We start from the raw sequence: 24,215 nt of genomic DNA, 5'->3' as shown, positions 1-24,215 counted from the left end.
GACGCAGATAAAAGAAAGGAACTGACTTATGCCTGAAAATCAGATTTTCGGACAGAATGGGGGGAGATGAATGCAGCAGGAAAATGACGTACAACATGTATTCTTGGTAGGAGCCAAAAGCTTAGGCGCATACGGTGGATATGAAACTTTTGTATATAAACTTACAGAGCATCATCAGAATAAGAAAAATATAAAATATCATGTAGCATGTAAAGCTAACGGTGATGGCTATATGGATGAGACAAAGCTGGAAGGCGTGACCAGAATCAATGATCACGAATTTGAATTTCACAATGCACATTGTTTTAAAATTGATGTTCCTCAGATAGGTGCAGCACAGGCGATTTATTACGATATTGCGGCATTGAATATCTGTTGCAAATATATAAAAGAGCATGGGATCAAGCACCCGATCGTGTATATCATGGCTTGTCGTATCGGACCATTTGCAGCATATTTTCATAAGAAGATTCACAAGCTGGGTGGCCGTGTATATTTAAATCCGGATGGACATGAGTGGATGAGAGCGAAATGGTCTGCTCCAATTCGGAAATATTGGAAAATTTCAGAACAGTTAATGGTTAAATATTGCGATCTTGCTGTTTGTGATTCTGTAAATATAGAGAAATACATTCATAAGTGTTACGATGGAAAAGGAATCAGGAAAAAAAATCCGAATACAACATTCATTGCGTATGGTGCGGATCTGACACTCAGCAAATTGTCTGATGATGATGAAAAACTGACAAACTGGTATCTGGAGAAGGGCTTAACCAAAAAGGAATATTATCTTGTTGTAGGTCGATTTGTACCTGAAAATTCATTTGAAGTTATGATTCGTGAATTTATGTGCAGTAAAAGTAAAAAAGACTTTGCCATTATTACAAATGTGAATGACAAATTTTTAAACGAACTGGAAGAAAAATTACATTTTAAAAGTGATAGAAGAATCAAATTTGTTGGCACAGTATATGATCAGGAATTGCTGAAAAAGATTCGTGAGAATGCCTATGCATATTTTCATGGTCATACTGTCGGCGGAACAAATCCGAGTCTGATCGAGGCATTGGGAAGTACAGATCTGAATTTACTGGTGGATGTCGGTTTTAATAAAGAAGTTGCCGAGGATTGTGCATTGTACTGGAGCCGCAAACCGGGAAGTCTTGCCGAATTGATTGATAAAGCGGATAATATGAGTAACGAGGAAATTGCAAAGCTTGGGGAAAAAGCAAAAAAACGTGTGGCAGAAGAATATACCTGGGATAAAATTTGCAGCATGTATGCAGAAATTTTTGCAAATGAGAATTAGATAAAAATATATCAGTATAGGATTAGCAGTTATGGAAAAGTACAAAATTGGGTATACACAAGGTGTATACGACATGTTTCATATTGGACATTTAAATTTATTGAATAACGCCAAGAAGTACTGTGACAGGCTTGTAGTAGGAGTGAATTCAGACAGACTGGTAGAAGCATACAAAAATAAAACACCGGTAATCGATGAAAACAGCCGCCAATATATAGTGGGAAATATTAAAGCAGTAGATGAATGCATTGTTGCAGATACGCTTGATAAGATTGAAATGCATAAGAAAATAGGATTTGATGTGATTTTTATCGGAGATGACTGGAAAGGGAATTCCCGCTGGAAACAGACAGAGCTTGAAATGAAAAAAATAGGTGTAAGTGTAATTTACTTACCGCATACAAGCGGAATCAGTTCAACAGAGCTTCGAACAGTACAAAATAAAAAGGTTGGGGAATAAGATGGCGTTGGAAAAAAATGATAGTTTAAAAGAACTGCATGATGTTGAATTTGAGATGTTGCTCCAGATAAGAAAAATATGCAATGCTCATAATCTTACATATTACTTAAGCGGAGGAACATTTTTAGGCGCAGTCAGACACCATGGCTTTATTCCATGGGATGATGATGTTGATATTGCTCTTCCGCGGGAAGATTACCAAAAATTTATTAAGATTGTTAACAGTGAACTTCCTGAAGGAATGGAATTTAAATCCTATGCAGATGATGTGAATTATCATCATCCGGTAGCACGTTTAATGAATCATAAAGTCTGTGTGAAAAATAACAGCTTTAGTACGGCACGTATAGAACCAGCCTGGATTGATATTTTTCCGTTAGATGGAATGCCGGAGAATAAATTTTTACTGAGTATCCATAAAATTCATTTACTTTGGAGAAAAGTTATGATAGGCTGGGCTAACTATGAAGATCTGCAGGACAGTAAGCCTAACCGTCCATGGTATGAGAAGATCCTGATGTTTATAGCAAAAACTCTGAAACCGGGACGTTTTATGAATCTCCAGAAGCAATATGAAAAGCTTGAAAAGACTTTAATGAAATATCCTGCATCCAAAAGTAAAGTCTATATGAATTTTAATGGAATTTATCGTTTTAACAGTATTATGAGCAAATCTTTTTACTATGGAGATGCAGCATTATATGAATTTGAAGGAGAGAAATTTACGGCACCGGCAAATTATGATGCATATCTGAAAAAGATATATGGTGATTATATGAAACTCCCACCGGTAGAAAAAAGAAATACGCATTCTACAGAACTGATAAGAATTAAAGAGGAAAACTGATGAAAATTAGCGTAATAATTCCAGTATATGAATCAGAACAGTATTTGGAAAAAGCTGTGAATAGTGTGTTGGAACAGTCTTTAAAAGAAATAGAAGTCATTCTGGTGGATGATTGCGGTAAAGATCACAGTGGAGAAATCTGTGACACAATAGCAAAAAAAGATTCAAGAGTAAAAGTAATCCATGCTGAAAAAAATGGCGGTATTTGTAAAGCCAGAAATATGGGAATAAAGGCTGCGACCGGGGAATATATTGCATTTTGTGATGACGACGATATATATATTCCAGGACTTCTGGAAGAAAATTACAGACTGGCCCGGGATTATGATGCTGATATGGTGAAATTCGGTCGAAAACTGATCGATGTGACAAAAGACGGAACTATTGTCAGGGAAAAAGACACAGACGGAAAAGAAAAAATTGTAGTTGACAGAAATACGAAATACGACAGATATTATGATATCCGTAAAAAAAGATATCTGACGAATCTGTGGAATGGTATTTATAAAAAATCTTTGATTGATAAATATGGTTTTGAGTTTGACGAAAATATGAAATTTGGCAGTGAAGATATGGATTTTTCAGTCAGGGTCTATGATGCGGCAGACGTGATTGTTGTCAACCCTAAAACATATTATGTTCATTATCGCAGAGATGCGTCATCAACATCCAGAAAGTTTAATGCCAATAAAATAGAGTCATTACTGACTACTGCGTCAAATGAGTCAGTTATCTGGGATAAAAGAAAAAATAATTTAACTGAAAAAATCCAAAGAAATCAAATGGTTGCCGAGTATGTAAGAACGATCATAACTTTGCAGCTCAACCATAAAGACTGTCCGTATTCCACAAAGGAAAAAGGAGAATGGATCAAAAAGATCGCGGCCTGTGATTGTATGCAGACAGAATTTACCCGTGATGTAAAAAGAGGAATTTTTAAGAAAGATAAAAAGAGCTGGCTCACGATATATCTGATGCATTCCAAAGCATATGTAATGTTGTTGTTTGTCATGAACATACATCAGATACTGTTGGGAGAAAAGTGGAAATAGTACAAGATTAAAAAAGATTATTCGATGCAGAGAGCAGAAAGATAATGGAGCAGAAAAAAATGAATGAAATGATTTCTGTTGTAATTCCGGCATATAACAGAGAAGATATTATAAAAAAGTGTATAGACAGTGTTTTGGCTCAGACATACAGCAATATTGAGGTTATAGTTGTAGACGACTGTTCAACAGACAAAACCGCAGATGTAGTTGATGCCTATGAAGACACAAGAGTAAGAAAATGTATCCGGCTGGAAAAAAACAGAGGTGCCTGTTATGCCAGAAACAAGGGTGCAGACAGTGCAGAGGGATCATATATTGCATTCCAGGACAGTGATGATATATGGATGCCTGAAAAATTGGACAGACAATTACAGTTCATGGAAAACGGAAAATATGATATGGTTTTCTGTGGAATGAAAAGAATCAATCATTTTAAAAACAAAGAATGGTATTTTCCATTATATACCTTTGATGAAAATGGGGATAAGCAGAAACAGATATTAAAAGAAAACTGTGTCAGCACCCAGTGTATTCTGATAAAAAAAGAAGCATTTAATAAAGTGCGCTTTGATGAAAAAATAAAAAAATATCAGGATTGGGATTTTGCAATCCGTGCAGCGGAAATACTTAAGATGGGATATCTTAAAGAATCGTTGGTTGTTGCGGAAGTTCAGGAAAACAGTATTTCAAGAAAAACGTCAAGGTATGATGCACTTAGTGTATTGTATAACAAGTATTTGAATATTATTTCCAAAGATAATTCTCTGAATGCCTTTTTTCTGAAACAAATGGGGGATGAATTTTTCAAAACAGATGCAAAAAAAGCCATTCCGTTTTATAAAAAAAGCCTGAAGAAACAGAAAAAATTAAAAACATTAATTAAACTGATACTTTGTCAGGTGAAAAGAAACGGCAGGATGCAATAAGAGGATAAAAAGATGAAAACACAGAAAACTAGCAGCGTAAAGAAAAATTTTGCATATCAGATGATATATGAAGTTCTCGTTCTGATCCTTCCGTTTGTTACATCGCCATATATTGCACGAGTAATCGGAGCAGAGGGACTGGGAACATATTCATATTCATATTCAGTGGCGTATTATTTTGTGCTGTTTTCATTATTAGGCATTAAGAACTATGGAAATAGGGAGATTGCAAAGGCCAGGGATGATTCTGCAAAATTAAATAAGACATTTGTTAATATTGCAACTCTCCATATCCTGATCTCCATAGTTTGTGTATTAGCTTATATTGGATATATTATTTCATTAAAACAGGTAAGAATATATGCTGAAATTCAGACTTTATATGTATTAAGCGGATTATTGGATATCAGCTGGTTTTACTTTGGAATTGAACGTTTTAAGATGATCGTAACAAGAAATACGATCATAAAAATTATTAACGTTATCTGTGTGTTTGTATTTGTACGATCAGCAGATGATTTATGGAAATACTGCCTGATAATGGCACTGGGAAACCTGATCAGCCAGATCGCATTGTGGGTTCCGTTGAGGCGATATGTGGAATTTGTACGACCGGACTGGGCGAGTATGAAGAAGCATATGAAACCGTTGACAATCTTATTTATTCCGGCAATAGCCGTAAGTATGTATAAATATATGGATAAGATAATGATCGGTGCATTCAGCAGTAAAACAGAATTAGGATATTACGAAAATGCAGAAAAAGTTATAAACATACCAATGACAGTCATTACCTCGTTTGGAACAGTTATGCTGCCTAAAATGTCTAATCTGACAGCATCTTCGAATCATAATTCGGCGGAACGTTATATGACGCTTTCAATGGAATTTGTTATGTGTCTGGCAACAGCATTTACATTTGGACTGGCTGGTGTAGGAACAGTATTTGCTCCTTTTTTCTGGGGAAAAGAATTTACAGTTTCCGGTCAGCTGATTATGGGATTGGCACTTACAATTCCGTTTATTTCCTTTGCAAATGTTATAAGAACCCAGTATCTGATTCCTACATCAAAAGACAGAGAATATATTACATCGGTAATTGCAGGTGCAGTTGTTAATTTATGTATCAATGGTTTACTGATTCCGCAAATAGGTGCATTTGGCGCAATGATTGGTACGATAGCAGCGGAAATGATCGTTTGTATCTGGCAGGTGATAGTTGTCAGAAAAGAACTGCCGATCAGGAAATTCTTATCAGTGTCAGTGCCGTTTATTCCATTTGGAATTCTGATGTTTGCGGTTATAATCGGAATAAAAATTATCTTTAAATCAGGAATAGAAGCACTTCTTCTGCAGGTTGTACTGGGTGGAGGTTTATATTTGGGTCTCTGTCTGTGGTATTTTGTAAAAACGCAAAATGAAGTAGTTCTGAGAATGATAAAGACAGCAAAGAAACGATTTTTAAAAAATAATCAGCTGTGAAAATGTTACGGTTTTGCAGAAAAATATTCAGAACCCTTGTCAGATGAGAGGATTAGGTGTTAGAATAGCATCATCAAGTAATAAGGAGAAAAAACAAAATGTACGATTATCTTATCGTAGGCGCTGGTCTCTATGGTGCTGTATTTGCCCATGAGGCAAAGAAAGCGGGCAAATCAGTTCTTGTGATCGACAAACGCCCGAATATTGCGGGAAATGTGTACACAGAAAAGGTTGAGGGAATCAATGTACATAAATATGGTGCCCATATTTTCCATACAAATAATAAGAAAGTATGGAACTATATCACACAGTTTGCAGAGTTCAACCGTTTTACCAACAGCCCGGTTGCAAACTATCATGGAGAACTGTACAGCCTTCCGTTTAATATGTATACTTTTAATAAAATGTGGGGTGTTGTAACTCCTGGAGAAGCTGCGGCTAAGATCGAGGAACAGCGTAAGGAAGCCGGAATCACAGAGCCGAAAAATCTTGAAGAGCAGGCAATCAGCCTTGTTGGTACAGATATTTATGAGAAGCTGATCAAAGGATATACAGAGAAGCAGTGGGGACGTCCGTGCACAGAGCTTCCGTCCTTTATTATCAAGAGACTTCCGGTGCGTCTGACTTTTGATAATAACTATTTCAATGCTCTTTATCAGGGAATTCCGGTTGGTGGTTATACAAAGATGGTTGCCAATCTGCTGGAAGGCATTGAGGTTCATCTGAATGAGAATTATCTTTCAAAGAAAGAAGAGTATGATGCACTGGCTGAGAAAGTAATCTATACAGGCGCTATTGATGCATATTTTGATTACAAGCTTGGAACTCTTGAGTATCGTTCAGTACGTTTTGAGAATGAGACTCTGGATAAGCCGAATTTCCAGGGAAATGCAGCTGTAAATTATACAGATGTGGAGACACCCTGGACACGTATCATTGAGCATAAATGGTTTGAGTTTGGCAAGGATGAGGAAGGCAATGATCTTCCGAAGACGGTGATCAGCCGTGAATACAGCTCTGAATGGAAACCGGGAGATGAGCCGTACTATCCGGTTAATGATGAGAAGAACGGACAGCTTTATGCACAGTATAAGGAACTTGCAGAGAAAGAGTCGAAGGTAATCTTTGGAGGACGTCTTGGTGAGTATAAATACTATGACATGGATGCAGTGATCGCTTCTGCGTTGGATATGTGTGAGAAAGAGCTGGCATAGCTCATTCGCGGATACATAACCTGATCAATATAACAAATGATAAGATCCTCTTATATTTCGGGCAGAAGAAGTATAAGGGGATTTTGTGTATATGAATCGTGGACGCCAGGTGAATGTGTTACCGGCTGGCAGCGTTATATTTATGATGGTTTTAAAGGGAGGAATTTTCTAATGAAAAGATTCAGGAATGTAATCCTTGCAGGTATTTGTGTATTGAGTCTGACGGTTTCTGTTTATGCAGACCATTCAGAGAAAACAGAACTTCCGCAGAGCAGTACGGACTATTATATGACCGTTGATTCCGGCGGAATCGGAGTGGATATTTATCCGGAAACCAGCAATAAGAGTGAAAAACTGAATAATGCGACAGTGGAAGATGGAACAGTTCTGCATATTGAAGGTGAGACGGAAAAAAACGGGAAAAACTGGGGATATACAGAATATAATGGCATTCATGGCTATGTTCCGTTGGATGAACTGCGGCCTTCGAAGGATGAGGAGCTGAAGGCAGATGCAGTATCTGCAGATATTGGCACCGGAGCTGAACCGGACATTAATGAAAAGAAGGTTAATAAGAATCAGGTTACAGAGAAGGAAAAAGATACATCAGAGACAGAAAAAGCAAATGCGGAAAAGACAGATGCAGATGATGCTTCAGAAGATTCCCCGCAGAAAGAGGCCAGACCTGTAAATGGTACTATGGCAAAGTCTTTTAAACAGGATAATATCTGGTATGAGAATCCGTTTCTGTGGATCGGAGCTGCAACAGTATTGGGAATAATCGGAATTTTGGGATATCATTTGAAAAAAAGGTGATACATAAAAGAGTGGAACATGAGGAGGTTCGAGTGAAGCGTTTACAGATGATCAGAAAGAAAATACTTCCATTTATGATAAGTCTGGCAGTTGCAGGAAGCCAGATTTCAGTTATGGCAGCTGATTTTGATGATGCACAGGTGTTCAGTGAAGATGTGAACGATGATTATGTACAGAAACTGTCCGAAAATGGCAATGATGGTGATGTGTCAGAAGAAGCTGTTTCTGAATCATTACTGGATGATGGGACAGAAGAGAATGAAAATATGGATGATTCTGATACAGATGATGATATACAGGAAATAACAGAGAATCCGCAGGATACTTCCACAGAAATACAGCTTTCGCCTGAAAGCACAGATGTATCAGAAGTGGAAGATCAGGAAGAACTGACAGATTTACAGGAAGAAGAACTGTTTGGAGACGGAGAAACTGAATCGGAAGAAGCTGGAGTTGAGTATATTAAGGGACGACCGCTGACTGAAGAGGAAGAGAAAGAACAGCTTGCTCCGTTTGATACACTGACTTCTTATTCTACCGCTGTGGAGATTGGTAATGATGCGGATGAGATTCCTATGGGAAGAGCTGCCTCCTATCCTTCTTATTATAACGCAGCAGACATGGGCTATGTCACTTCCGTAAAAAATCAGGAGCCATATGGAATGTGCTGGGCATTTGGAATGGCGTCTCTCATGGAAACATCGCTTTTATCTCAGGACCTCGGGGCATATGATCTGTCGGAAGAACATCTGGCATATTTTTTTGCGAACAGAAGTAATGATCCACTGGGAAATACAGCAGGTGATATAAACCATCATTATGGAACGGATGACAATGGGAATGTTGATTATCATGAAGGAGGAAATGATCTGCTGGCTTCCATGTTTCTGAGTACATGGTCAGGAATGACCACGGAGAATAATGTTCCACTGGCTACAGATGCGACACATACACAGAAAACAGGTGTAATTCCGGGCAGATCAAAAGAGTATAATGCAGCTGCATATCTTAAAAATGCATATTTTTCGGATTATTCAGTGAATGCCATGAAAAGGCTTCTGACTTCTAGGCATTCTGTCAGTGTGATGTATAACGCGCAGAATATATATTATAATGCCAGTACCGGTGCATATTCTTATCCCACAAGTACAAAGAGTGTAAATCATGTAGTTACCGTGGTTGGATGGGATGATAATTATTCGGCGGCGAATTTTCAGGCTGCTTCAAATGTGACTTCCAACGGAGCATGGATCGTCAAAAACAGCTGGGGAACAAACTGGGGAAATAATGGCTATTTTTATATATCTTATGAGGACAAATCCGTCTGTGAGCTTGTGGCCGTGGCTGCGACAAACAAGCCGGAGTATGCAAACAATTATTTTTATGACGGAACTTCGGGGCTTGCATCGATCAGCCTGTATTCAGGGGAGAAGATTGCCAGTGTCTTTAAAGCTACAGCAGGAAAGGGAAAGGCGGAAAAGCTGGGCGAGGTAACACTTGCGTCTACGACTGCCAATAATTCTTTTTCTGTACAGGTATATACCAATCTGAGAGATGCCGGTAATCCTACAAGCGGAACACCAGCTTATGCAAGACCGGTGTCATGTACACAGTCAATGGCAGGAATTCAAACCTTTAAGATTCCGGAAGTTCTGATACAGCAGAACAGTTTATATTCGATTGTTGTGACAAATACCGGAAGTAAGACCGTGAAATATTATGTGGAAGCCAGTGTTGATTACGGATGGTGCAAATTTGAGGCATCTGTTCCGAGTGGGAAGAGCTTTATTTGTGGCAGTTCTGAAAATGTATGGTCAGATACAAGGAATTTTGGCCCGGCTATAACACCGCGTATCAAAGCACATACCAGAACACTTCAGACTGCGGCAAATATGAATATATCGGCGACTTCGCTGAATCTGTATGCAGGAGAAAAAAGAACGCTGAAGGCAGCTGCAAGTAGATCGGAAATGACAGCATCCGGAATCAGCTGGTCAAGCTCAAATAATAATGTAGTGAAGGTCAGCACAGGCGGTATGATCACAGCAGTACATCCGGGAACTGCAACAATATACTGTTGCGGTAATAATGCAAAAGGAATCAGGGCATCCTGTAAGATTACGGTAAAACTCAGAAAAACATCAGGGGTAAAAATTTCAGAGAAATCTTATAATAAAATAAAAATTACATGGTCAGCGGTTTCAGGATGTAATCGTTATGAAATTTACCGTCGTGAGAATAACGGAAAAGAAACAAAGATGACAACAGTCAGTTCCAGTGTGCGTACCTGGCAGGATACGAAAGTAAAAACAGGAAGTACCTACAGCTACCGGATTCGGGCTGCCTATCTGTATAATGGAAAAATAACAGCGCGTGGAGAATATTCGGATAAGGCATCTGCCAAAATCGAGCTTACCAAAGTAAAAGCCAAAGCAGCAGCAAAAGGTGGCCCGTATAATTATATTTCCTGGAATAAAGTTTCAGGAGCAAGTGGATACCGGATTTACCGAAAAACAAAAAATCAAGGCTGGAAAAGCATAAAAGAAGTAAAGAATACAGCGCTCAGTTATAAAGATTACAATATTCAGGGAATTACTTCATACGCTTATGCAGTCCGTGCATATCGCCTTGTAGATGGAAAAAAAGTTCTGAGCAGTTATACGGCCAGTTCGTATATAATGTCATATCCGGCAAAGCAGAATATATCAAAAATTACCAGAACGTCAAGAGGACTGAAGCTTTACTGGAAGACTCAGAAAAATGCAGACCGCTATCAGATATACCGTAAGACAAAAAATGCTTCCTGGAAAAGAATAGCAACCGTTTCCGGCGGAAAGACTTCATCCTTTGAGGACAGAACGGCGAAAAAAGGGATAACCTATTATTATGCAGTGCGCGCTGGTGTAAAAATATCTACCGGCAAGGTTCTGTGTGGAAGCTATACAGCAAAATCAGCAAAACGATAAAAATAAAAAAAACTCCCGGTCTCAGTTCAAAAATCACAGGAACTGAAACCGGGAGTTTCTGGTTGAATATGTGTGTATGTATATCAGGCTGCTTCGTAAGGCGATCAGTCGTTGTTGATAACAACGCCCTTCTGAAGCATTACGTTTGCATAGAGAGCTTTTTCACTTGTGGAGATGATGCAGTATGCTGTCTTGGCTTCGTCGTAGAATGCGAAACGCTCGATGTTTCCAATGGCTTTCCCGCCACGCTCGTCATGTTTGGAAACGATTTCTTTATATGTATCCCAGATCGGTGTCTCCACATCATCACCAGGCATTACTTCCATCAGGTTTACCGGATGCTCTACATAAGTATCAAGTGGGAAGAGTTTCAGGATCGCATCAAGGATCTCAGGAACGCCATGTCCGTCGCAGCGGATGGTGATCGCATTCTTGCCCATGGATTCTACAGGAAAGTTACCGTCTGCGATAACAAGACGGTCGCTGTGACCCATCTCACATAATACTTTCAGTAATTCTGGTGATAAGATTTCTGGAATTCCTTTTAACATAGTTCATATCCTCCTAAGATAAATTGGTTGTCTCATAATGCCGGTCGTATCAGACTTGCCTGCCCGGCAACAGGCTTTGTATCTCTTGTAATCTAATCTAACGGTATTTTCTCTTCTTTTCAAGGTAATATTTTCCTGTAAATGATGAAAATTTTATGGTTGACAGAAACGTTTCGGCGCGTTATGATGAACTCAAACAGAAACGTTTCGGTTTCTGCGCGAATTAAAGAAAAAATATGGAAAATAAACACAATAATTCCAAGGAGGAAAAAGATTATGCCACTGGTTACATCAAAAGAAATGCTGTTAAAAGCACAGAAGGGCGGATACGCAGTCGGAGCATTCAACGCAGAGAACATGGAGATGGTAAAGGCAATCATCCAGGCAGCTGAGGAGCTGAAGGCTCCGGTCATGATCCAGACAACACCGTCTACCATTAAATATGGTACTGTTGAGACTTATGCAGCGATCGTTGCAGCAGAAGCAGCCAAGGCATCAGTTCCGGTATGCCTTCATCTTGACCACGGCAGCAGCTTTGAACTGGCTATGCAGGCTATGCATGCAGGTTACACATCTGTTATGATCGACGGTTCCAAACTGGATTTTGAGGATAATATTAGAGAGACAAAGAGAGTTGCAGATGTAGCAGCAGCTCTGAATATTCCATGCGAGGCTGAGCTTGGCAAGGTCGGCGGCAAGGAAGATGATCTTGAGGCTGAGGCAGACACCAACACAGATCCGCAGGAAGCAAAAGAATTCGTAGAGCGTACAGGTGTTACTTCTCTGGCTGTTGCTATCGGAACTGCTCATGGCTTCTATGTTGGAACTCCGGTTCTTGATAAGGAGCGTTTAAGTGAGATCCGTGAGGTTGTTGATATTCCACTTGTTCTTCACGGTGCATCAGGACTTAGTGATGAGGATGTAAGTGACTGCGTAAAACGTGGTATCTGCAAGGTAAACTTCGCAACAGAGCTTCGTGCAGCATACTCCAAGGCAGTAAAAGAGACTTTCGCAGAGAACGAGAACACAATTGATCCGAAGGCTTACGGAAAAAAAGCAATCCAGGCAGTAAAAGAGCTGGTTGAGGCTCGTATGAAGGTTTGTGGATGCGACGGAAAGGCAGAATAATAATATCCAGATAACGGAGTGATCAGTATGGCAGCGACCATGAAAGATATCGCCAAGCGGACGGGACTTGGGCTTGCAACGATTTCCTCTTATTTTAATGGCGGAAACGTAAGAGAAAAGAACAGAGTAAAGATCGAGGAAGCCATCGAAGAACTGCACTATGAGGTCAATGAGGTAGCCAGAGGTCTTAAGACCAACGCAACCAAGACCATAGGTGTGGTGATCCCGGAGCTTAACAATACCTTTTGTGCGGAGATCATCACAGAGATGGAGGATGTGCTGAGAAGCCACGGATATGCCACCATTGTCTGTGACTGCCGTACAGATAAGAAGCTGGAGCGGGATGCTGTGGAATTCTTAAGCCGGAAACGTGTGGATGGGATCATCAATATGCCGGTGGACACAGAAGGCACTCATCTGAAAAAATTTCAGAAGACAGGGAAGCCGATCGTACTCATTGACCGTAAGATCCAGGATCTTTCCTGCGACAGTGTTCTTGTGGACAATGAGAAGGCGGCTGAGGATGCCATGAGAGTTTTTTTTCAGGCGGGACATCGCAAAATCGGTATTATTGGCGGCCCGGAGGAGATCTCTACAGCGCAGGAACGTCTCCAGGGATATAGAAGCGCGTATGAAAAACAAAATCTTCCAATACAGGAGTCTCTGATCTATCACGGCGATTATACCATTCAGGGTGGAGTGAAAGGTCTTGAGAAGCTTGTGACGGATAATCCGGATATGACAGCTGTATTTGTCACTAACTATGAGATGACCATGGGTGCGGTGATTGGTGTAAATGAGCTGGGACTTAAGATTCCGGAGCAGCTTTCTCTCATCGGTTTTGACAATCTTCAGTTTGCAAGAGCCTGCAATCCGAAGCTGACCATTGTGGCTCAGCCCACGCCAGGTATTGCCAGAGAGGTGGCTGGTATTATGCTGAAGCGTCTGGAAGAGGGCGAAGGTGAAGAAAAGGAGCGGATCACAGAGAAGCTTGGCGCAGAGATCATTACGGGGAGATCTGTGCGCGTGATATAAGGAGAAGGAGAAATCACAATGAAACCATATTTACTTGGTATTGACATCGGAACCAGTGCCTGTAAGATTGCGATCTTCGAGAAATCAGGCAAGGTGGTTGCAACAGCCAACGGCGATTATCCGGTGTACTATCCGAAAGAAGGCTGGGCCGAACAGAACCCGGAGGAATGGTGGAGTGCTGTCTGTCAGGCAGTGAAGGAAGTCATCAGAAAATCCGGCATCCGTCCGGATGAGATCGCAGGCATCGGTATCGACGGACAGAGCTGGTCTGCCATCGCAGTTGATAAAGACGGAAATGTTTTGACAAACACACCGATCTGGATGGATACAAGAGCACAGTCCATCTGTGACAGACTGAATGAAGAGATCGGAGCAGATGAGATCTTCCGTGTGTCCGGCAATTCTCTGCAACCGTCTTATACGACTGCGAAGATTCTCTGGTATAAAGAGAATCTTCCGGAAGTTTATGCAAAGATCGATAAGATTCTGCAGTCCAACAGCTACATAGCATTTAAGCTGACTGGTGTGATGAGCCAGGATGTCTCACAGGGCTATGGCCTGCACTGCTTTGACATGCGAAAAGCAGTGTGGGATGAGGATATGTGCAGAAAACTTGGTATTCCGGCAGAGTTTCTTCCGGAAATCTGTGACTGCGACCACGTGGTCGGAACTGTTACGGAGAAGGCAGCAGAGGAAGCAGGTCTTGCAGTGGGAACACCGGTGGTAGCCGGTGGTCTGGATGCAGCATGCGGAACTCTGGGGGCTGGCGTTATCCATCCTGGTGAGACACAGGAGCAGGGCGGCCAGGCTGGCGGCATGAGCATCTGCATGGATGAGTACAAGGCAGACCCGAGACTGATCTTAAGCTTCCATGTTGTTCCGGGACAGTGGCTCCTTCAGGGAGGCACGACCGGCGGCGGCGGCGTAATGCGCTGGTTTGAGCGGGAATTCGCAGATTATGAGCGCATGATGTCAGAGGAAAAAGGCTCTTCACTGAACCAGCTTAATGAGATTGCCCAGAAGGTTGCACCCGGAAGTGACGGAGTTGTTTTTCTCCCATATATGTCCGGTGAGCGTTCACCGATCTGGAACCCCAATGCGAAGGGCGTTTTCTACGGACTGGATTTTTCCAAGACCAAGGGACATATGGTACGTGCCTGCATGGAAGGTGTGGCACTTTCTCTGAAGCATAACCTTGATGTGGCGAAGGAAGCAGGGGCAGATGTGGAAGTTCTCCGTGCCATGGGCGGATCAGCAAATTCGCTACTCTGGACACAGATCAAGTCTGATATTACAGGAAAACCAATTGTAGTTCCGTCATCCGATACGGCCACAACACTTGGCGCAGCGATCCTGGCCGGTGTGGGCGTGGGAATGTACAGGGATTACGATGAGGCGATCAGCCTTACTGTAAAAGAAACAAGAAGACATGAACCGAACCCTGCAAACAGGGACGTTTATGATAAAACCTATAAAACCTATTTAAATCTCTATAAATCTCTTGAACCTATGATGAGAAATGAGGAGGAAAAGTAATCATGAAAGCAGCAGTAGTAGTAGCAAATGAGGATGTTCAGTATCAGGAGATCGAAGAACCGAAGGTAACTCCTGGTCATGTAAAGATCAAAGTAAGATATTCCGGAATCTGCGGATCTGATATTCCGAGAGTTCTGAATAACGGCGTACATTTTTATCCGATCGTACTGGGACATGAGTTTTCCGGTGACGTTGTGGAAGTCGGCGAGGGAGTCACAAAAGTAAAAGTCGGCGACCGTGTATCCGGTGCACCGCTTCTTCCATGTATGAAATGTGATGACTGCCAGAAAGGTAACTTCTCTCTCTGCAAGCATTACAGCTTCATCGGTTCCAGAGAGCAGGGAGCAAACGCAGATTATGTCGTTGTTCCGGAGCAGAACGCAGTACCGTTCGAGAAGAATGTTCCATATGAGCAGGGCGCAATGTTTGAGCCTGCAACTGTAGCGATCCATGGTGTATTCCAGAATGACTATCATGGTGGTGAATATGTAGCGATTCTTGGCGGCGGAACAGTTGGTATGTTCACCATGCAGTGGACGAAGATCTTCGGCTCCAAGAAAGTGGTAGTTTTTGACATCAGTGATGAGAGACTTGCTCTTGCAAAACGTCTCGGTGCAGATGAAGTGATCAACACGAAAGAAGAAGGATATATGGAAAAAGCCATGGCTATCACAGGCGGCAAGGGATACGGCTTCGTATTCGAGACAGCCGGACAGGTTCCGACCATGCACATGGCATTTGAGCTTGCAGCAAACAAAGCACATGTATGCTTCATCGGTACTCCTCATGAGAACCTTACTTTCACACCAAAGCAGTGGGAGAACATGAACCGTAAAGAGTTCAAGCTTACCGGTTCCTGGATGTCCTACAGCGCTCCATATCCGGGACGTGAGTGGGATCTGACTGCACATTACTTTGCAACAGGCCAGCTGAAATTTGACCCGGGCTTCATCTACAAGAAAATCCCGATGAGCCAGGCACAGGAGGCCTTCCAGCTGTTTAAGACACCTGGCCTTGTAAAAGGAAAGATTCTTCTTTCCAATGAGGAAGATTGATATGATCCTGACAGTAACCTTAAACGCTGCCATTGACAAGCGTTATGTAGTAGATGATTTTAAAGTGGGTGAGGTAAACCGTGTACGCGAGTGTACCTATGTTCCGGGAGGAAAGGGACTGAACGTTTCCAAGCCGGCGTCCATTTACGGTGCCGAAGTGACTGCCACAGGTTTTGTTGGCGGCCACGCAGGCAATTATATCGAAGATGCCCTGAAACCTTTTGGCATCAGAAGCGCATTTTATCATGTGGATGCAGAGAGCCGTTCCTGCATCAATATCTGGGATGAGGTCAATCACGTGCAGACAGAATTTCTGGAGCCGGGTTTTACGCTTACAGAGGAAGATTTCAAAGGCTTCGAAGAAAAATTCCGCGAGCTTGTGAAAGATGCTTCCGTTGTGGCAATGTCCGGAAGTGTTCCAAAAGGACTGGACGGAACTGCATACCAGCGTCTGGTAAAGATCGTCAAGGATGCCGGAAAAACGGTGATCCTGGATACCAGCGGAAAGCTTCTTGAGGATGGCATCAAAGCGGCTCCGACGCTGATCAAGCCGAACATTGATGAGATCCGTATGCTTACAGGAAAGCACTGTGACGATATCAACGATATCATCGAGGCTGCAAAGGCGATCCATGCAGGTGGTGTGGAGATCGTAGCCGTTTCTCTGGGCGCAGATGGTTCCCTGGCTGTTGGCGAGGAGGGGATTTTCCGTGCCGTTGTTCCGAAGATCGACGCGGTGAATACCGTAGGCTGCGGAGATTCCATGATCGCAGGTTTTGCCCTTGGATTAAGTGAGGGACTTTCTCTGGAAGAAACATTACGCAGAGCCAGCGCTATCTCAGCAGCTGCAGCAATGCGTGAGGAGACAGGCTTCTTTGTGATGGAAGATATGGAGAAGCTGCTTCCGAAGATCGAGATCCAAAAACTGGGATAAAAAAATATCAAATATAAAGGAGATGTAAAAATGGCAGAAGTTATCAATCCGGCAATCGTGCCGAAAGTGACACTTCCATCCGGTGAGCAGGTTCCATGTGTGGGAATGGGAACATTTGGTTCCGACCGTGTATCTGCAGAGGATGTATCGGCAGCTGTTGCAGGCGCGATCCGCAGCGGCTACCGTATGTTTGACTGTGCTGCATGCTACGGAAATGAGCATGAGATCGGTCAGGTGTTCAAAGATGCTTTTGACGAAGGTGTTGTAGAGCGTAAAGATCTCTTCATCATGACAAAGGTATGGAATGACATGCACAGAAGAGTTGAGGAGGCCTGCGATAAGAGTATCAAGGATCTTCAGTGTGACTACGTGGACATGTATTATATCCACTGGCCATTCCCGAACTATCATGCACCGGGATGTGATGTAGATTCCAGAAATCCTGATTCCAAGCCTTTCAGCGTTGAGGAGTTCATGGATACCTACCGTCAGTGTGAGGCGCTGGTAGAAAAAGGAAAGATCCGTTACATCGGTATTTCCAATATGACCATTCCGAAGCTTGAGGCAGTTCTTCCGCTTATGAAGATCAAACCGGCTACCTGTGAGCTTGAGCTTCACGTATGCTTCCAGCAGCAGGAGCTTTATGATTATCTGGTAGCTCATAATATTCAGCCTGTAGGCTATATGCCAATTGGTTCTCCACGCAGACCTGAGAGAGATATCTGCCCTGAGGATGTTGCAGATCTGGAAGTTCCGGAGATGCAGGCTATCGCCAAGGCACATGGGGTTCATCCGGCTCTGATCGCTTTGAAATGGGCACATCAGAGAGGTGAGATTTCTATTCCGTTCTCTGTTCACAACTATGCAAGCAATCTGAAATGTGTGACAGAGGATCCGCTTACAGATGAGGAGATGGCAAGCATTGCAACTCTGGAGAAGGGCAATCGTCTTGTAAAAGGCCAGGTATTCCTGTGGCATGGTGCAAACGACTGGCATGATCTCTGGGATGAGGATGGCGTGATCGTCAAATAATATATGTAATATTGGAACATAGAATAAAAAAGATCCTGCGTTCGATATATTGGACGCAGGATCTTTTTTAATACAGGTCGGAAAACCGGAGTTCTGTACATTTTTCGACAGATTAACCGTTAAATCTGCCTTGCATGAAAGTGGACTAAGAAACTCTGTTGTAAATTATTACCAAACATGTTACCATGTAGAAAGCATTAACAGTTATTGTTCACAGAAAGAGCTGTGACGGCTAAAATAAATTTGGCAGAGATGATGGGAGATATCTGTCAGGGGGATGTACAAAGGAAACAGCAACAGAAACTGATCAGAGGGGGACTACAGAAATTATGTATCGTATTTTACTGGTAGATGATGAAATACTTGTTCGCGATGCGATCCGGGAGAATATTGACTGGAAAGCCATGGATTGTGAACTGGTAGGCGACTGTGATAACGGGAAGGCGGCAGCGGAATTTGTGCAGACCCATCCGGTAGATATTGTGCTTACAGACATTCTCATGCCATATATGGATGGTATGGAGCTGAGCTGTTTTCTTCATGAGAATTACCCGGATATTGTGATCGTGATCTTCAGCGGATTCGGAGAATTTGAGTATGCGAAGAAGGCAATTCAGTACGATGTAAGTGAATATATGCTGAAGCCGGTGACAGCCATGGAGCTTCGTGCAGTTATTGAGAAGATGAAGAAGAAGGTAGACCAGAGAAGAGAAGAGAAACAGAAGCTGGAACGTCTGACCCAGACCTCAGAGAATTATCAGAAGAATGCTATCGTGATCCGCTCCAAGGCACTGCAGGCTTTTGTGGATAACACGAAAACACGGGAGGAGAGTCTGGAGGAACTTTCCGGGCTTGGAATCAGTCTGGAGGCAGCCTGCTACCGTGTTGCGGTTTTTGACCTGGATCTGTATTCGGACAGCATGCAGCTCACCTCTGAGAAACGGCAGGAGAGTGCGCTGATGTCGTTTGTGCTTTTTAATGTCAGTGATGAGATCGTCAGCCGGGAAAAAGCCGGGGTGGCATATCAGGAAGGGAACAATAAGGTCTGCGTTCTTTTCATGGGAAACCGTACAAGAGAATTCAGCGAGAAGATCATGAAGATCTGCGAGATGATCCAGACGAAACTTAAGGAGCTGATGGCGCTGGAGGTGTCAATCGGTGTTGGAAGCTGGGCCAGAACACAGCAGGAACTTCTGGTATCTCATGAGCTTGCAGATAAAGCAATAGGGTACCGCTATCTTCTGGGCGGAAGTCTTCTTATAGATATGGAAGAACATCCGGTGGAGAACATCAGGTATTCGGATGATCTCATGGAGAAGCTTTCCACTGCACTGAAAGCAGGAAAAAAAGAGAATGCGGACAGTGTGCTTGACAGAATCGCAGCTGAGATCAAGGCTGCAAGAGTTGATAAGAGCAGAGCCTGCGTATATCTCCAGCAGATCATCCGTGCTGCAGACGATACGTGTGAGGATATGGTTCCGGACAGCACGCTGCTTTCGGAGAGGGAAACTCTTCTCAGACGGGTGACAGAGCAGAAATCTTTTGACAGTGCATTTGCCCTGGTGAAGGATCATGTGGGAAAAATATTCCAGGTGCTTTCCGATGCGAACAGCTCCAGCGGTCAGCGCCAGGCGAGACTGGCACTGGATTATATCCAGAAGAATTATATGGATCCGGACCTGAGCCTGAACAGCATCTGTTCTTACCTGAATATCAGTACAAGCTATTTCAGTACGATATTTAAGGATCTTACAGGAGAGACTTTCACAGAGGTACTGATCCGTACCCGCATGGAGAAAGCCAAGGAGCTCCTGGAGAATACGACTATGAAGAATTATGAAATTGCCGAGAAAGTCGGATTTGCAGACCCCCATTATTTTGGAATTTCTTTCAAAAAAATGACTGGCTGCACACCGACGGAATATGCGAGGGAGAAGCGTAAATGAGAGATATCCGGTTTGCGGCAAGGATCATAGGAAAATTCAAAAGCATCCAGAGCGCGATCTTTGCGGTAGTGACTGTGCTGCTTTTAAGTGCGGTGCTGGTCATAACAGGTGTTTCCATGAGATATACCCGCAATTCTATTTTTGAAAATTCCTCTGTTTACACGCAGAATATCGTGCAGCAGATGAATCAGAATATTGATTCCTATATTGATTATATGGAAAATATTGCCTATATGATCTCCAGCAATGAGGATGTACAGCAATATCTTTTTGGTGACAATGTGGACGATGGAACAAGAGAACGTCTGATCAATCAGTTTAAGACTATACTGGACGGGCGAAGTGATATCAGAAATCTTGGAATCATTGGAAGTAATGGCCGTAAGCTGATCAACGATGGCAAGCAGTCTGTGAACCCGGATCTGAAGCTTTCCACCCAGGAATGGTATCTGGAAGCTTTACAGAAGCCGGAAGGACCGCTTCTTACATCTTCCCATGTACAGCACATTATCAGCGGAGATCGTCCGTGGGTAATTACCTTAAGCCGGGGGATCCGCAATTTTTCCAACCAAGGTGAAAAAGAGGGCGTTTTTTTTATTGACCTGAATTACAGCGCCATCAGTGAGCTCTGTGATCAGAATACCATTGGAAAAAAAGGATACGCATTCATTCTGGATGAAAGCGGAAATATTGTATACCATCCCCAGCAGCAGCAGCTTTATAATGAACTGCAGACCGAAAATATCGATCTGATTGTGAATTCAAAAGAAGATACGGTGCGTACCGGAAAGGGAAACAGAGGAAAGCTGTATTCCATTTCCAGATCTAATAAAACAGGATGGACTGTTGTGGGCTGCATGAGCGTCAGTGAGCTCCTGCGCAAAAGCAATCAGGCACAGAGCATTTATGTGCTTATTTCCGCACTTCTGATGATTGTGGCGCTGCTTTTTTCCAGATTTCTGGCTAAGAGTCTTACTTATCCCCTTCAGCGTCTCAGGGATTCCATGTCCAGGGTACAGGAGGGACATTTTGACGGAGCGGATGTGGAGATTGATTCGGAGAATGAGATCGGAAGTCTGACGAAATCTTTTAATGTGATGACACATCGGATACAGGATCTGATGGAACAGAATGTGAAGGAACAGGAAGCAAAGAGAAAAAGTGAGCTGAAGGCTCTTCAGTCTCAGATTAATCCGCATTTTCTTTACAATACTCTGGATTCGATCATCTGGATGGCAGAAGGCAGAAAATACGAGGAGGTTGTCCTGATGACAGCATCTCTGGCACGTCTTTTGCGGCAGAGTATCAGCAATGAGGATGAAGTGGTTCCTCTTGCAAGGGAAGTGGAGTATGCAAAGGGGTATCTTACGATCCAGAAGATGCGTTACAAGGACAAGCTGGAATTTGAGATCAATGTAGAACCTTCTATATTAAATATCCCGCTGATAAAGCTGGTTCTCCAGCCGATCATTGAAAATGCCATCTATCATGGCCTGAAATATAAAGAGAGCAAGGGGCTTTTGCAGGTAAAAGGGTTTATGAAGGATGGAAATGCAGTTCTTCAGGTGATCGACAACGGAGTAGGTATGGATGAGGAAACACTGGCACATATTTATGATAAGCATAAGGTGAATTATCATTCCAATGGCGTGGGGGTTTATAATGTACAGAAACGTCTGCAGCTTTATTATGGAGAAAGTTACGGGATCACCTATGAAAGTAAAAAAGGTGTCGGAACAACTGCCACGATCACCATTCCGGGAATGCAGGAGGAATCAATATGAAAAAACACAGAAAACTCCTGACCTTTGGAGTAGTCATCTGCCTTGCAGCAGGACTTGTGGCCGGAATCTTCTATTATAAACAGACAGAGGAAGAGAGAAATTTATCACTGATCTATATTCCGAAGGTTGTGGATGGTAGCAATGATTTCTGGACTTCCCTGATCCAGGGAGCGGAGATGGCCGCAAAAGAATATAATGCAGATATCCGCGTATGGGCACCTGAGGAAGAGAATGATGTGGATGGTCAGAATAAGCTGATCAAAAGAGCAACAGAAGAAAAACCGGATGCGATCCTGATCTCTCCATCCAGCTTTACTGAATCGGACCAGCTTTTGAAGAGGGCAAAGGAACAGGGAATACATATTGCATTTATTGATTCCTATACCCAGGAAGCTGTCCAGGATCTCACTGTTGCGACCGATAATCTGGAAGCAGGGCAGCTTCTTGGCAGATTTGCAAAGGAGCTTGTGGGGGAGGATGACCAGATCGCAATCGTTTCACATGTAAAAGGCGTATCTACGGCAGTTGAAAGAGAAAAAGGATTCCGTACAGGACTTGGCAGTTTGAAGGAGAATATCGTAGATGTGGTATACTGTGATTCTCAGTATGACAAGTCCTATGAGCTAACAAAAGAACTGATGAAAAAATATCCGGACCTCAAGATGATCGCGGGAATGAATGAATATTCCTCTGTAGGTGCTGCAAGGGCAGTTAAAGCGGCAAAAGCAGAGAAACGGATCAGGGTAGTGGGAGTAGACAGCTCACAGGAGGCCGTTCAGCTGATGGAACACGGAGTATTCCAGGGGATCGTTGTGCAGAAAGCATTTAAAATGGGGTATGTAGGTGTTCGGGAAACCATTAAGATGCTGCGAGGTGAGGAATATAAAAAGAATATTAATTCCGGCTGCCAGCTGGTAACCCCGGATAATATGTATACCAGTGAGATAGAAAAACTGCTTTTTCCGTTTAATACGTTAAAAACACATGGTGATCTTACATCGTAAATAGTCATAAATGCACAAAGAAAAGCGTTAAATATTTACTGTACAGTAAATATTTAACCTTTTTTTGCAAGATATTCTATTACAATTATTGACTTTTGACGGTATTATAATAACCAAGAAAACACAAGATACGTGCAAAACGTGAGGAGGGTAAAAATTGGAAAAGTTAAAACAAAATCCAATCGTTAAGAAGCTCGGATTGAACAGAATACTTCTTGTCTGTGTTCTGATTCTCATGTTCCTGGTTTTTAAAGTAGTTCTTGGAAACAAGTTTCCGGCTGTTGATAGTATCAGATCTACTTTGAACTATGTGTACTTCCTGGGCTTCTTGTCACTTGGCGTTACATTCGTAATCGCTACAGGAGGAATTGATTTCTCCATCGGACCTGTAATGTTCTGCTGTGCACTGGTATCCGGTTACTGCATGACATCTTACAAGGTTCCATGTGCAGTTGCCATGATCCTTTGCATTCTGATCGGTCTCTGCTTTGGTATTTTCAATGGCTGGATGGTTTCTTACATGTCAGTACCACCATTCATTATTTCCATGGCATCCATGAACATTGCAAAAGGTATTGCTTCTGTATTCACAAAAACACAGTCCGTAAGCTGGCCGGCAGCTGGCGATGCAAACGGCTGGTTCCGTAATATCGTTTCCGTAAACGGCTTCCCTGTAGGAATTATTATTTTCCTGGTAATGGCAGTTATCTGCGGTATCGTTCTTTACAACACAAAACCAGGACGTTACATCCTCTGCCTTGGATCTAACAAAGAGGCTGTCCGTCTTTCCGGTGTTAACACAAAGAAATGGGAAATGCTTGCTTATGTGATCTGCGGATTCCTGGTAGGTATTGGAGCGCTCTTCTTTGTAGCTACATACACAACTGTTCAGCCAGGTTATGGCGATCAGTATAACAACGAGGCTATTGCAGGTTGCGTTATGGGTGGTACATCCATGGTTGGTGGACTTGCTTCCATCGGCGGTACTGTAATCGGCGTATTTATCATCTCTCTTCTTCAGCAGGGCATCATGGCATTTGGCCTTGGTAAAGGACAGCAGATGATCATCACAGGTATCATCGTTATCGTTGCAGTTTATATCGACGTTTCTGCAAGACGCAGAAAGAACTGATCTTAG

The 24,215-nt window shown here is 42.6% G+C and carries 20 protein-coding genes; 19 read left to right on the top strand and 1 reads right to left on the bottom strand.

Annotated features, from left to right (window positions below):
- The first annotated feature begins 70 nt into the window (after positions 1-70).
- The 9 genes from cps2T to WMO28_RS05085 all read left to right on the top strand — a co-directional run bounded on the left by cps2T (position 71) and on the right by WMO28_RS05085 (position 11,072).
- Positions 71-1,309, top strand: coding sequence for a beta 1-4 rhamnosyltransferase Cps2T (gene cps2T / locus WMO28_RS05125; RefSeq protein ID WP_349056250.1), 1,239 nt, complete (start codon positions 71-73; stop codon positions 1,307-1,309).
- A gap of 31 nt (positions 1,310-1,340) precedes the next feature.
- The gene (locus WMO28_RS05120; RefSeq protein WP_349056249.1) at positions 1,341-1,769 is read left to right on the top strand and encodes an FAD synthase family protein; all 429 of its coding nucleotides are present in this window, start codon (positions 1,341-1,343) and stop codon (positions 1,767-1,769) included.
- 1 nt (position 1,770) lies between these two features.
- A complete protein-coding gene (locus tag WMO28_RS05115) occupies positions 1,771-2,616 on the top strand; it encodes a LicD family protein (protein ID WP_349056248.1) in 846 nt (281 codons plus the stop codon).
- On the top strand, positions 2,616-3,668 hold the full coding sequence (locus WMO28_RS05110; RefSeq protein WP_349056247.1) for a glycosyltransferase family 2 protein: 1,053 nt from the start codon (positions 2,616-2,618) through the stop codon (positions 3,666-3,668). Before WMO28_RS05115 ends, WMO28_RS05110 begins: the two co-directional genes overlap by 1 nt.
- A gap of 59 nt (positions 3,669-3,727) precedes the next feature.
- Positions 3,728-4,594 carry a glycosyltransferase family 2 protein gene (locus WMO28_RS05105; protein WP_349056246.1) on the top strand — a complete coding sequence of 289 codons (867 nt, stop codon included), beginning with the start codon at positions 3,728-3,730 and terminating at the stop codon, positions 4,592-4,594.
- 12 nt (positions 4,595-4,606) lie between these two features.
- A complete protein-coding gene (locus tag WMO28_RS05100; RefSeq protein WP_349056245.1) occupies positions 4,607-6,076 on the top strand; it encodes a flippase in 1,470 nt (489 codons plus the stop codon).
- Positions 6,077-6,174: 98 nt separating this feature from the next.
- Positions 6,175-7,290, top strand: a complete 1,116-nt coding sequence (glf, locus tag WMO28_RS05095) for a UDP-galactopyranose mutase (protein ID WP_349056244.1) — start codon at positions 6,175-6,177, stop codon at positions 7,288-7,290.
- Between the two features lie 171 nt (positions 7,291-7,461).
- Positions 7,462-8,106 carry a hypothetical protein gene (locus tag WMO28_RS05090; RefSeq protein WP_349056242.1) on the top strand — a complete coding sequence of 215 codons (645 nt, stop codon included), beginning with the start codon at positions 7,462-7,464 and terminating at the stop codon, positions 8,104-8,106.
- A gap of 32 nt (positions 8,107-8,138) precedes the next feature.
- Positions 8,139-11,072: a C1 family peptidase gene (locus WMO28_RS05085; protein ID WP_349056241.1), complete on the top strand. Its 2,934-nt coding sequence runs from the start codon at positions 8,139-8,141 to the stop codon at positions 11,070-11,072.
- Positions 11,073-11,176: 104 nt separating this feature from the next.
- Here the strand turns inward: WMO28_RS05085 and WMO28_RS05080 are convergent, their stop codons facing one another.
- Positions 11,177-11,623, bottom strand: coding sequence for an RbsD/FucU family protein (locus WMO28_RS05080; RefSeq protein ID WP_349056240.1), 447 nt, complete (start codon positions 11,621-11,623; stop codon positions 11,177-11,179).
- A gap of 276 nt (positions 11,624-11,899) precedes the next feature.
- Between WMO28_RS05080 and WMO28_RS05075 the strand changes: the two genes are divergently transcribed.
- The 10 genes from WMO28_RS05075 to WMO28_RS05030 all read left to right on the top strand — a co-directional run bounded on the left by WMO28_RS05075 (position 11,900) and on the right by WMO28_RS05030 (position 24,209).
- Positions 11,900-12,751: a ketose-bisphosphate aldolase gene (locus WMO28_RS05075; protein WP_178644458.1), complete on the top strand. Its 852-nt coding sequence runs from the start codon at positions 11,900-11,902 to the stop codon at positions 12,749-12,751.
- Positions 12,752-12,778: 27 nt separating this feature from the next.
- Positions 12,779-13,786: a substrate-binding domain-containing protein gene (locus WMO28_RS05070; protein ID WP_178644456.1), complete on the top strand. Its 1,008-nt coding sequence runs from the start codon at positions 12,779-12,781 to the stop codon at positions 13,784-13,786.
- Positions 13,787-13,804: 18 nt separating this feature from the next.
- Complete coding sequence (gene xylB, locus WMO28_RS05065; protein WP_349056239.1) at positions 13,805-15,322, top strand: xylulokinase; 1,518 nt, start codon at positions 13,805-13,807, stop codon at positions 15,320-15,322.
- 2 nt (positions 15,323-15,324) lie between these two features.
- Complete coding sequence (locus WMO28_RS05060; protein ID WP_178644452.1) at positions 15,325-16,377, top strand: alcohol dehydrogenase catalytic domain-containing protein; 1,053 nt, start codon at positions 15,325-15,327, stop codon at positions 16,375-16,377.
- A gap of 1 nt (position 16,378) precedes the next feature.
- The gene (gene pfkB / locus WMO28_RS05055; protein ID WP_349056238.1) at positions 16,379-17,311 is read left to right on the top strand and encodes a 1-phosphofructokinase; all 933 of its coding nucleotides are present in this window, start codon (positions 16,379-16,381) and stop codon (positions 17,309-17,311) included.
- Between the two features lie 30 nt (positions 17,312-17,341).
- Positions 17,342-18,343: an aldo/keto reductase gene (locus WMO28_RS05050; RefSeq protein ID WP_178644448.1), complete on the top strand. Its 1,002-nt coding sequence runs from the start codon at positions 17,342-17,344 to the stop codon at positions 18,341-18,343.
- 329 nt (positions 18,344-18,672) lie between these two features.
- Complete coding sequence (locus WMO28_RS05045) at positions 18,673-20,289, top strand: response regulator (protein WP_349056237.1); 1,617 nt, start codon at positions 18,673-18,675, stop codon at positions 20,287-20,289.
- Positions 20,286-22,073 carry a cache domain-containing sensor histidine kinase gene (locus WMO28_RS05040; RefSeq protein ID WP_349056236.1) on the top strand — a complete coding sequence of 596 codons (1,788 nt, stop codon included), beginning with the start codon at positions 20,286-20,288 and terminating at the stop codon, positions 22,071-22,073. The genes WMO28_RS05045 and WMO28_RS05040 overlap by 4 nt, the downstream gene beginning before the upstream one ends.
- On the top strand, positions 22,070-23,077 hold the full coding sequence (locus tag WMO28_RS05035; protein WP_349056235.1) for a substrate-binding domain-containing protein: 1,008 nt from the start codon (positions 22,070-22,072) through the stop codon (positions 23,075-23,077). The genes WMO28_RS05040 and WMO28_RS05035 overlap by 4 nt, the downstream gene beginning before the upstream one ends.
- 157 nt (positions 23,078-23,234) lie before the next feature.
- Positions 23,235-24,209 (top strand): ABC transporter permease, encoded by a 975-nt coding sequence (locus WMO28_RS05030; protein WP_349056234.1) that lies wholly within the window; start codon positions 23,235-23,237, stop codon positions 24,207-24,209.
- Positions 24,210-24,215: the final 6 nt, after the last annotated feature.

Origin of the sequence: Blautia aquisgranensis (assembly GCF_040096615.1) — a bacterium.
GTDB lineage: Bacteria > Bacillota > Clostridia > Lachnospirales > Lachnospiraceae > Blautia_A > Blautia_A aquisgranensis.
Note: the sequence above shows the minus strand (reverse complement) of the source record. Positions and strands in the feature narration are given on the sequence as shown.

Bases quoted from the DNA above. Each gene is read 5' to 3' on its own strand.
- WMO28_RS05090 (WP_349056242.1), top strand. From the start codon at position 7,462: ATGAAAAGATTCAGGAATGTAATCCTTGCAGGTATTTGTGTATTGAGT.
- pfkB (WP_349056238.1), top strand. From the start codon at position 16,379: ATGATCCTGACAGTAACCTTAAACGCTGCCATTGACAAGCGTTATGTA.
- WMO28_RS05070 (WP_178644456.1), top strand. From the start codon at position 12,779: ATGGCAGCGACCATGAAAGATATCGCCAAGCGGACGGGACTTGGGCTT.
- cps2T (WP_349056250.1), top strand. From the start codon at position 71: ATGCAGCAGGAAAATGACGTACAACATGTATTCTTGGTAGGAGCCAAA.
- WMO28_RS05120 (WP_349056249.1), top strand. From the start codon at position 1,341: ATGGAAAAGTACAAAATTGGGTATACACAAGGTGTATACGACATGTTT.
- WMO28_RS05060 (WP_178644452.1), top strand. From the start codon at position 15,325: ATGAAAGCAGCAGTAGTAGTAGCAAATGAGGATGTTCAGTATCAGGAG.
- WMO28_RS05045 (WP_349056237.1), top strand. From the start codon at position 18,673: ATGTATCGTATTTTACTGGTAGATGATGAAATACTTGTTCGCGATGCG.
- WMO28_RS05110 (WP_349056247.1), top strand. From the start codon at position 2,616: ATGAAAATTAGCGTAATAATTCCAGTATATGAATCAGAACAGTATTTG.
- WMO28_RS05080 (WP_349056240.1), bottom strand. From the start codon at position 11,623: ATGTTAAAAGGAATTCCAGAAATCTTATCACCAGAATTACTGAAAGTA.
- WMO28_RS05100 (WP_349056245.1), top strand. From the start codon at position 4,607: ATGAAAACACAGAAAACTAGCAGCGTAAAGAAAAATTTTGCATATCAG.
- WMO28_RS05040 (WP_349056236.1), top strand. From the start codon at position 20,286: ATGAGAGATATCCGGTTTGCGGCAAGGATCATAGGAAAATTCAAAAGC.
- WMO28_RS05105 (WP_349056246.1), top strand. From the start codon at position 3,728: ATGAATGAAATGATTTCTGTTGTAATTCCGGCATATAACAGAGAAGAT.
- xylB (WP_349056239.1), top strand. From the start codon at position 13,805: ATGAAACCATATTTACTTGGTATTGACATCGGAACCAGTGCCTGTAAG.
- WMO28_RS05050 (WP_178644448.1), top strand. From the start codon at position 17,342: ATGGCAGAAGTTATCAATCCGGCAATCGTGCCGAAAGTGACACTTCCA.
- WMO28_RS05115 (WP_349056248.1), top strand. From the start codon at position 1,771: ATGGCGTTGGAAAAAAATGATAGTTTAAAAGAACTGCATGATGTTGAA.
- WMO28_RS05075 (WP_178644458.1), top strand. From the start codon at position 11,900: ATGCCACTGGTTACATCAAAAGAAATGCTGTTAAAAGCACAGAAGGGC.
- WMO28_RS05035 (WP_349056235.1), top strand. From the start codon at position 22,070: ATGAAAAAACACAGAAAACTCCTGACCTTTGGAGTAGTCATCTGCCTT.
- glf (WP_349056244.1), top strand. From the start codon at position 6,175: ATGTACGATTATCTTATCGTAGGCGCTGGTCTCTATGGTGCTGTATTT.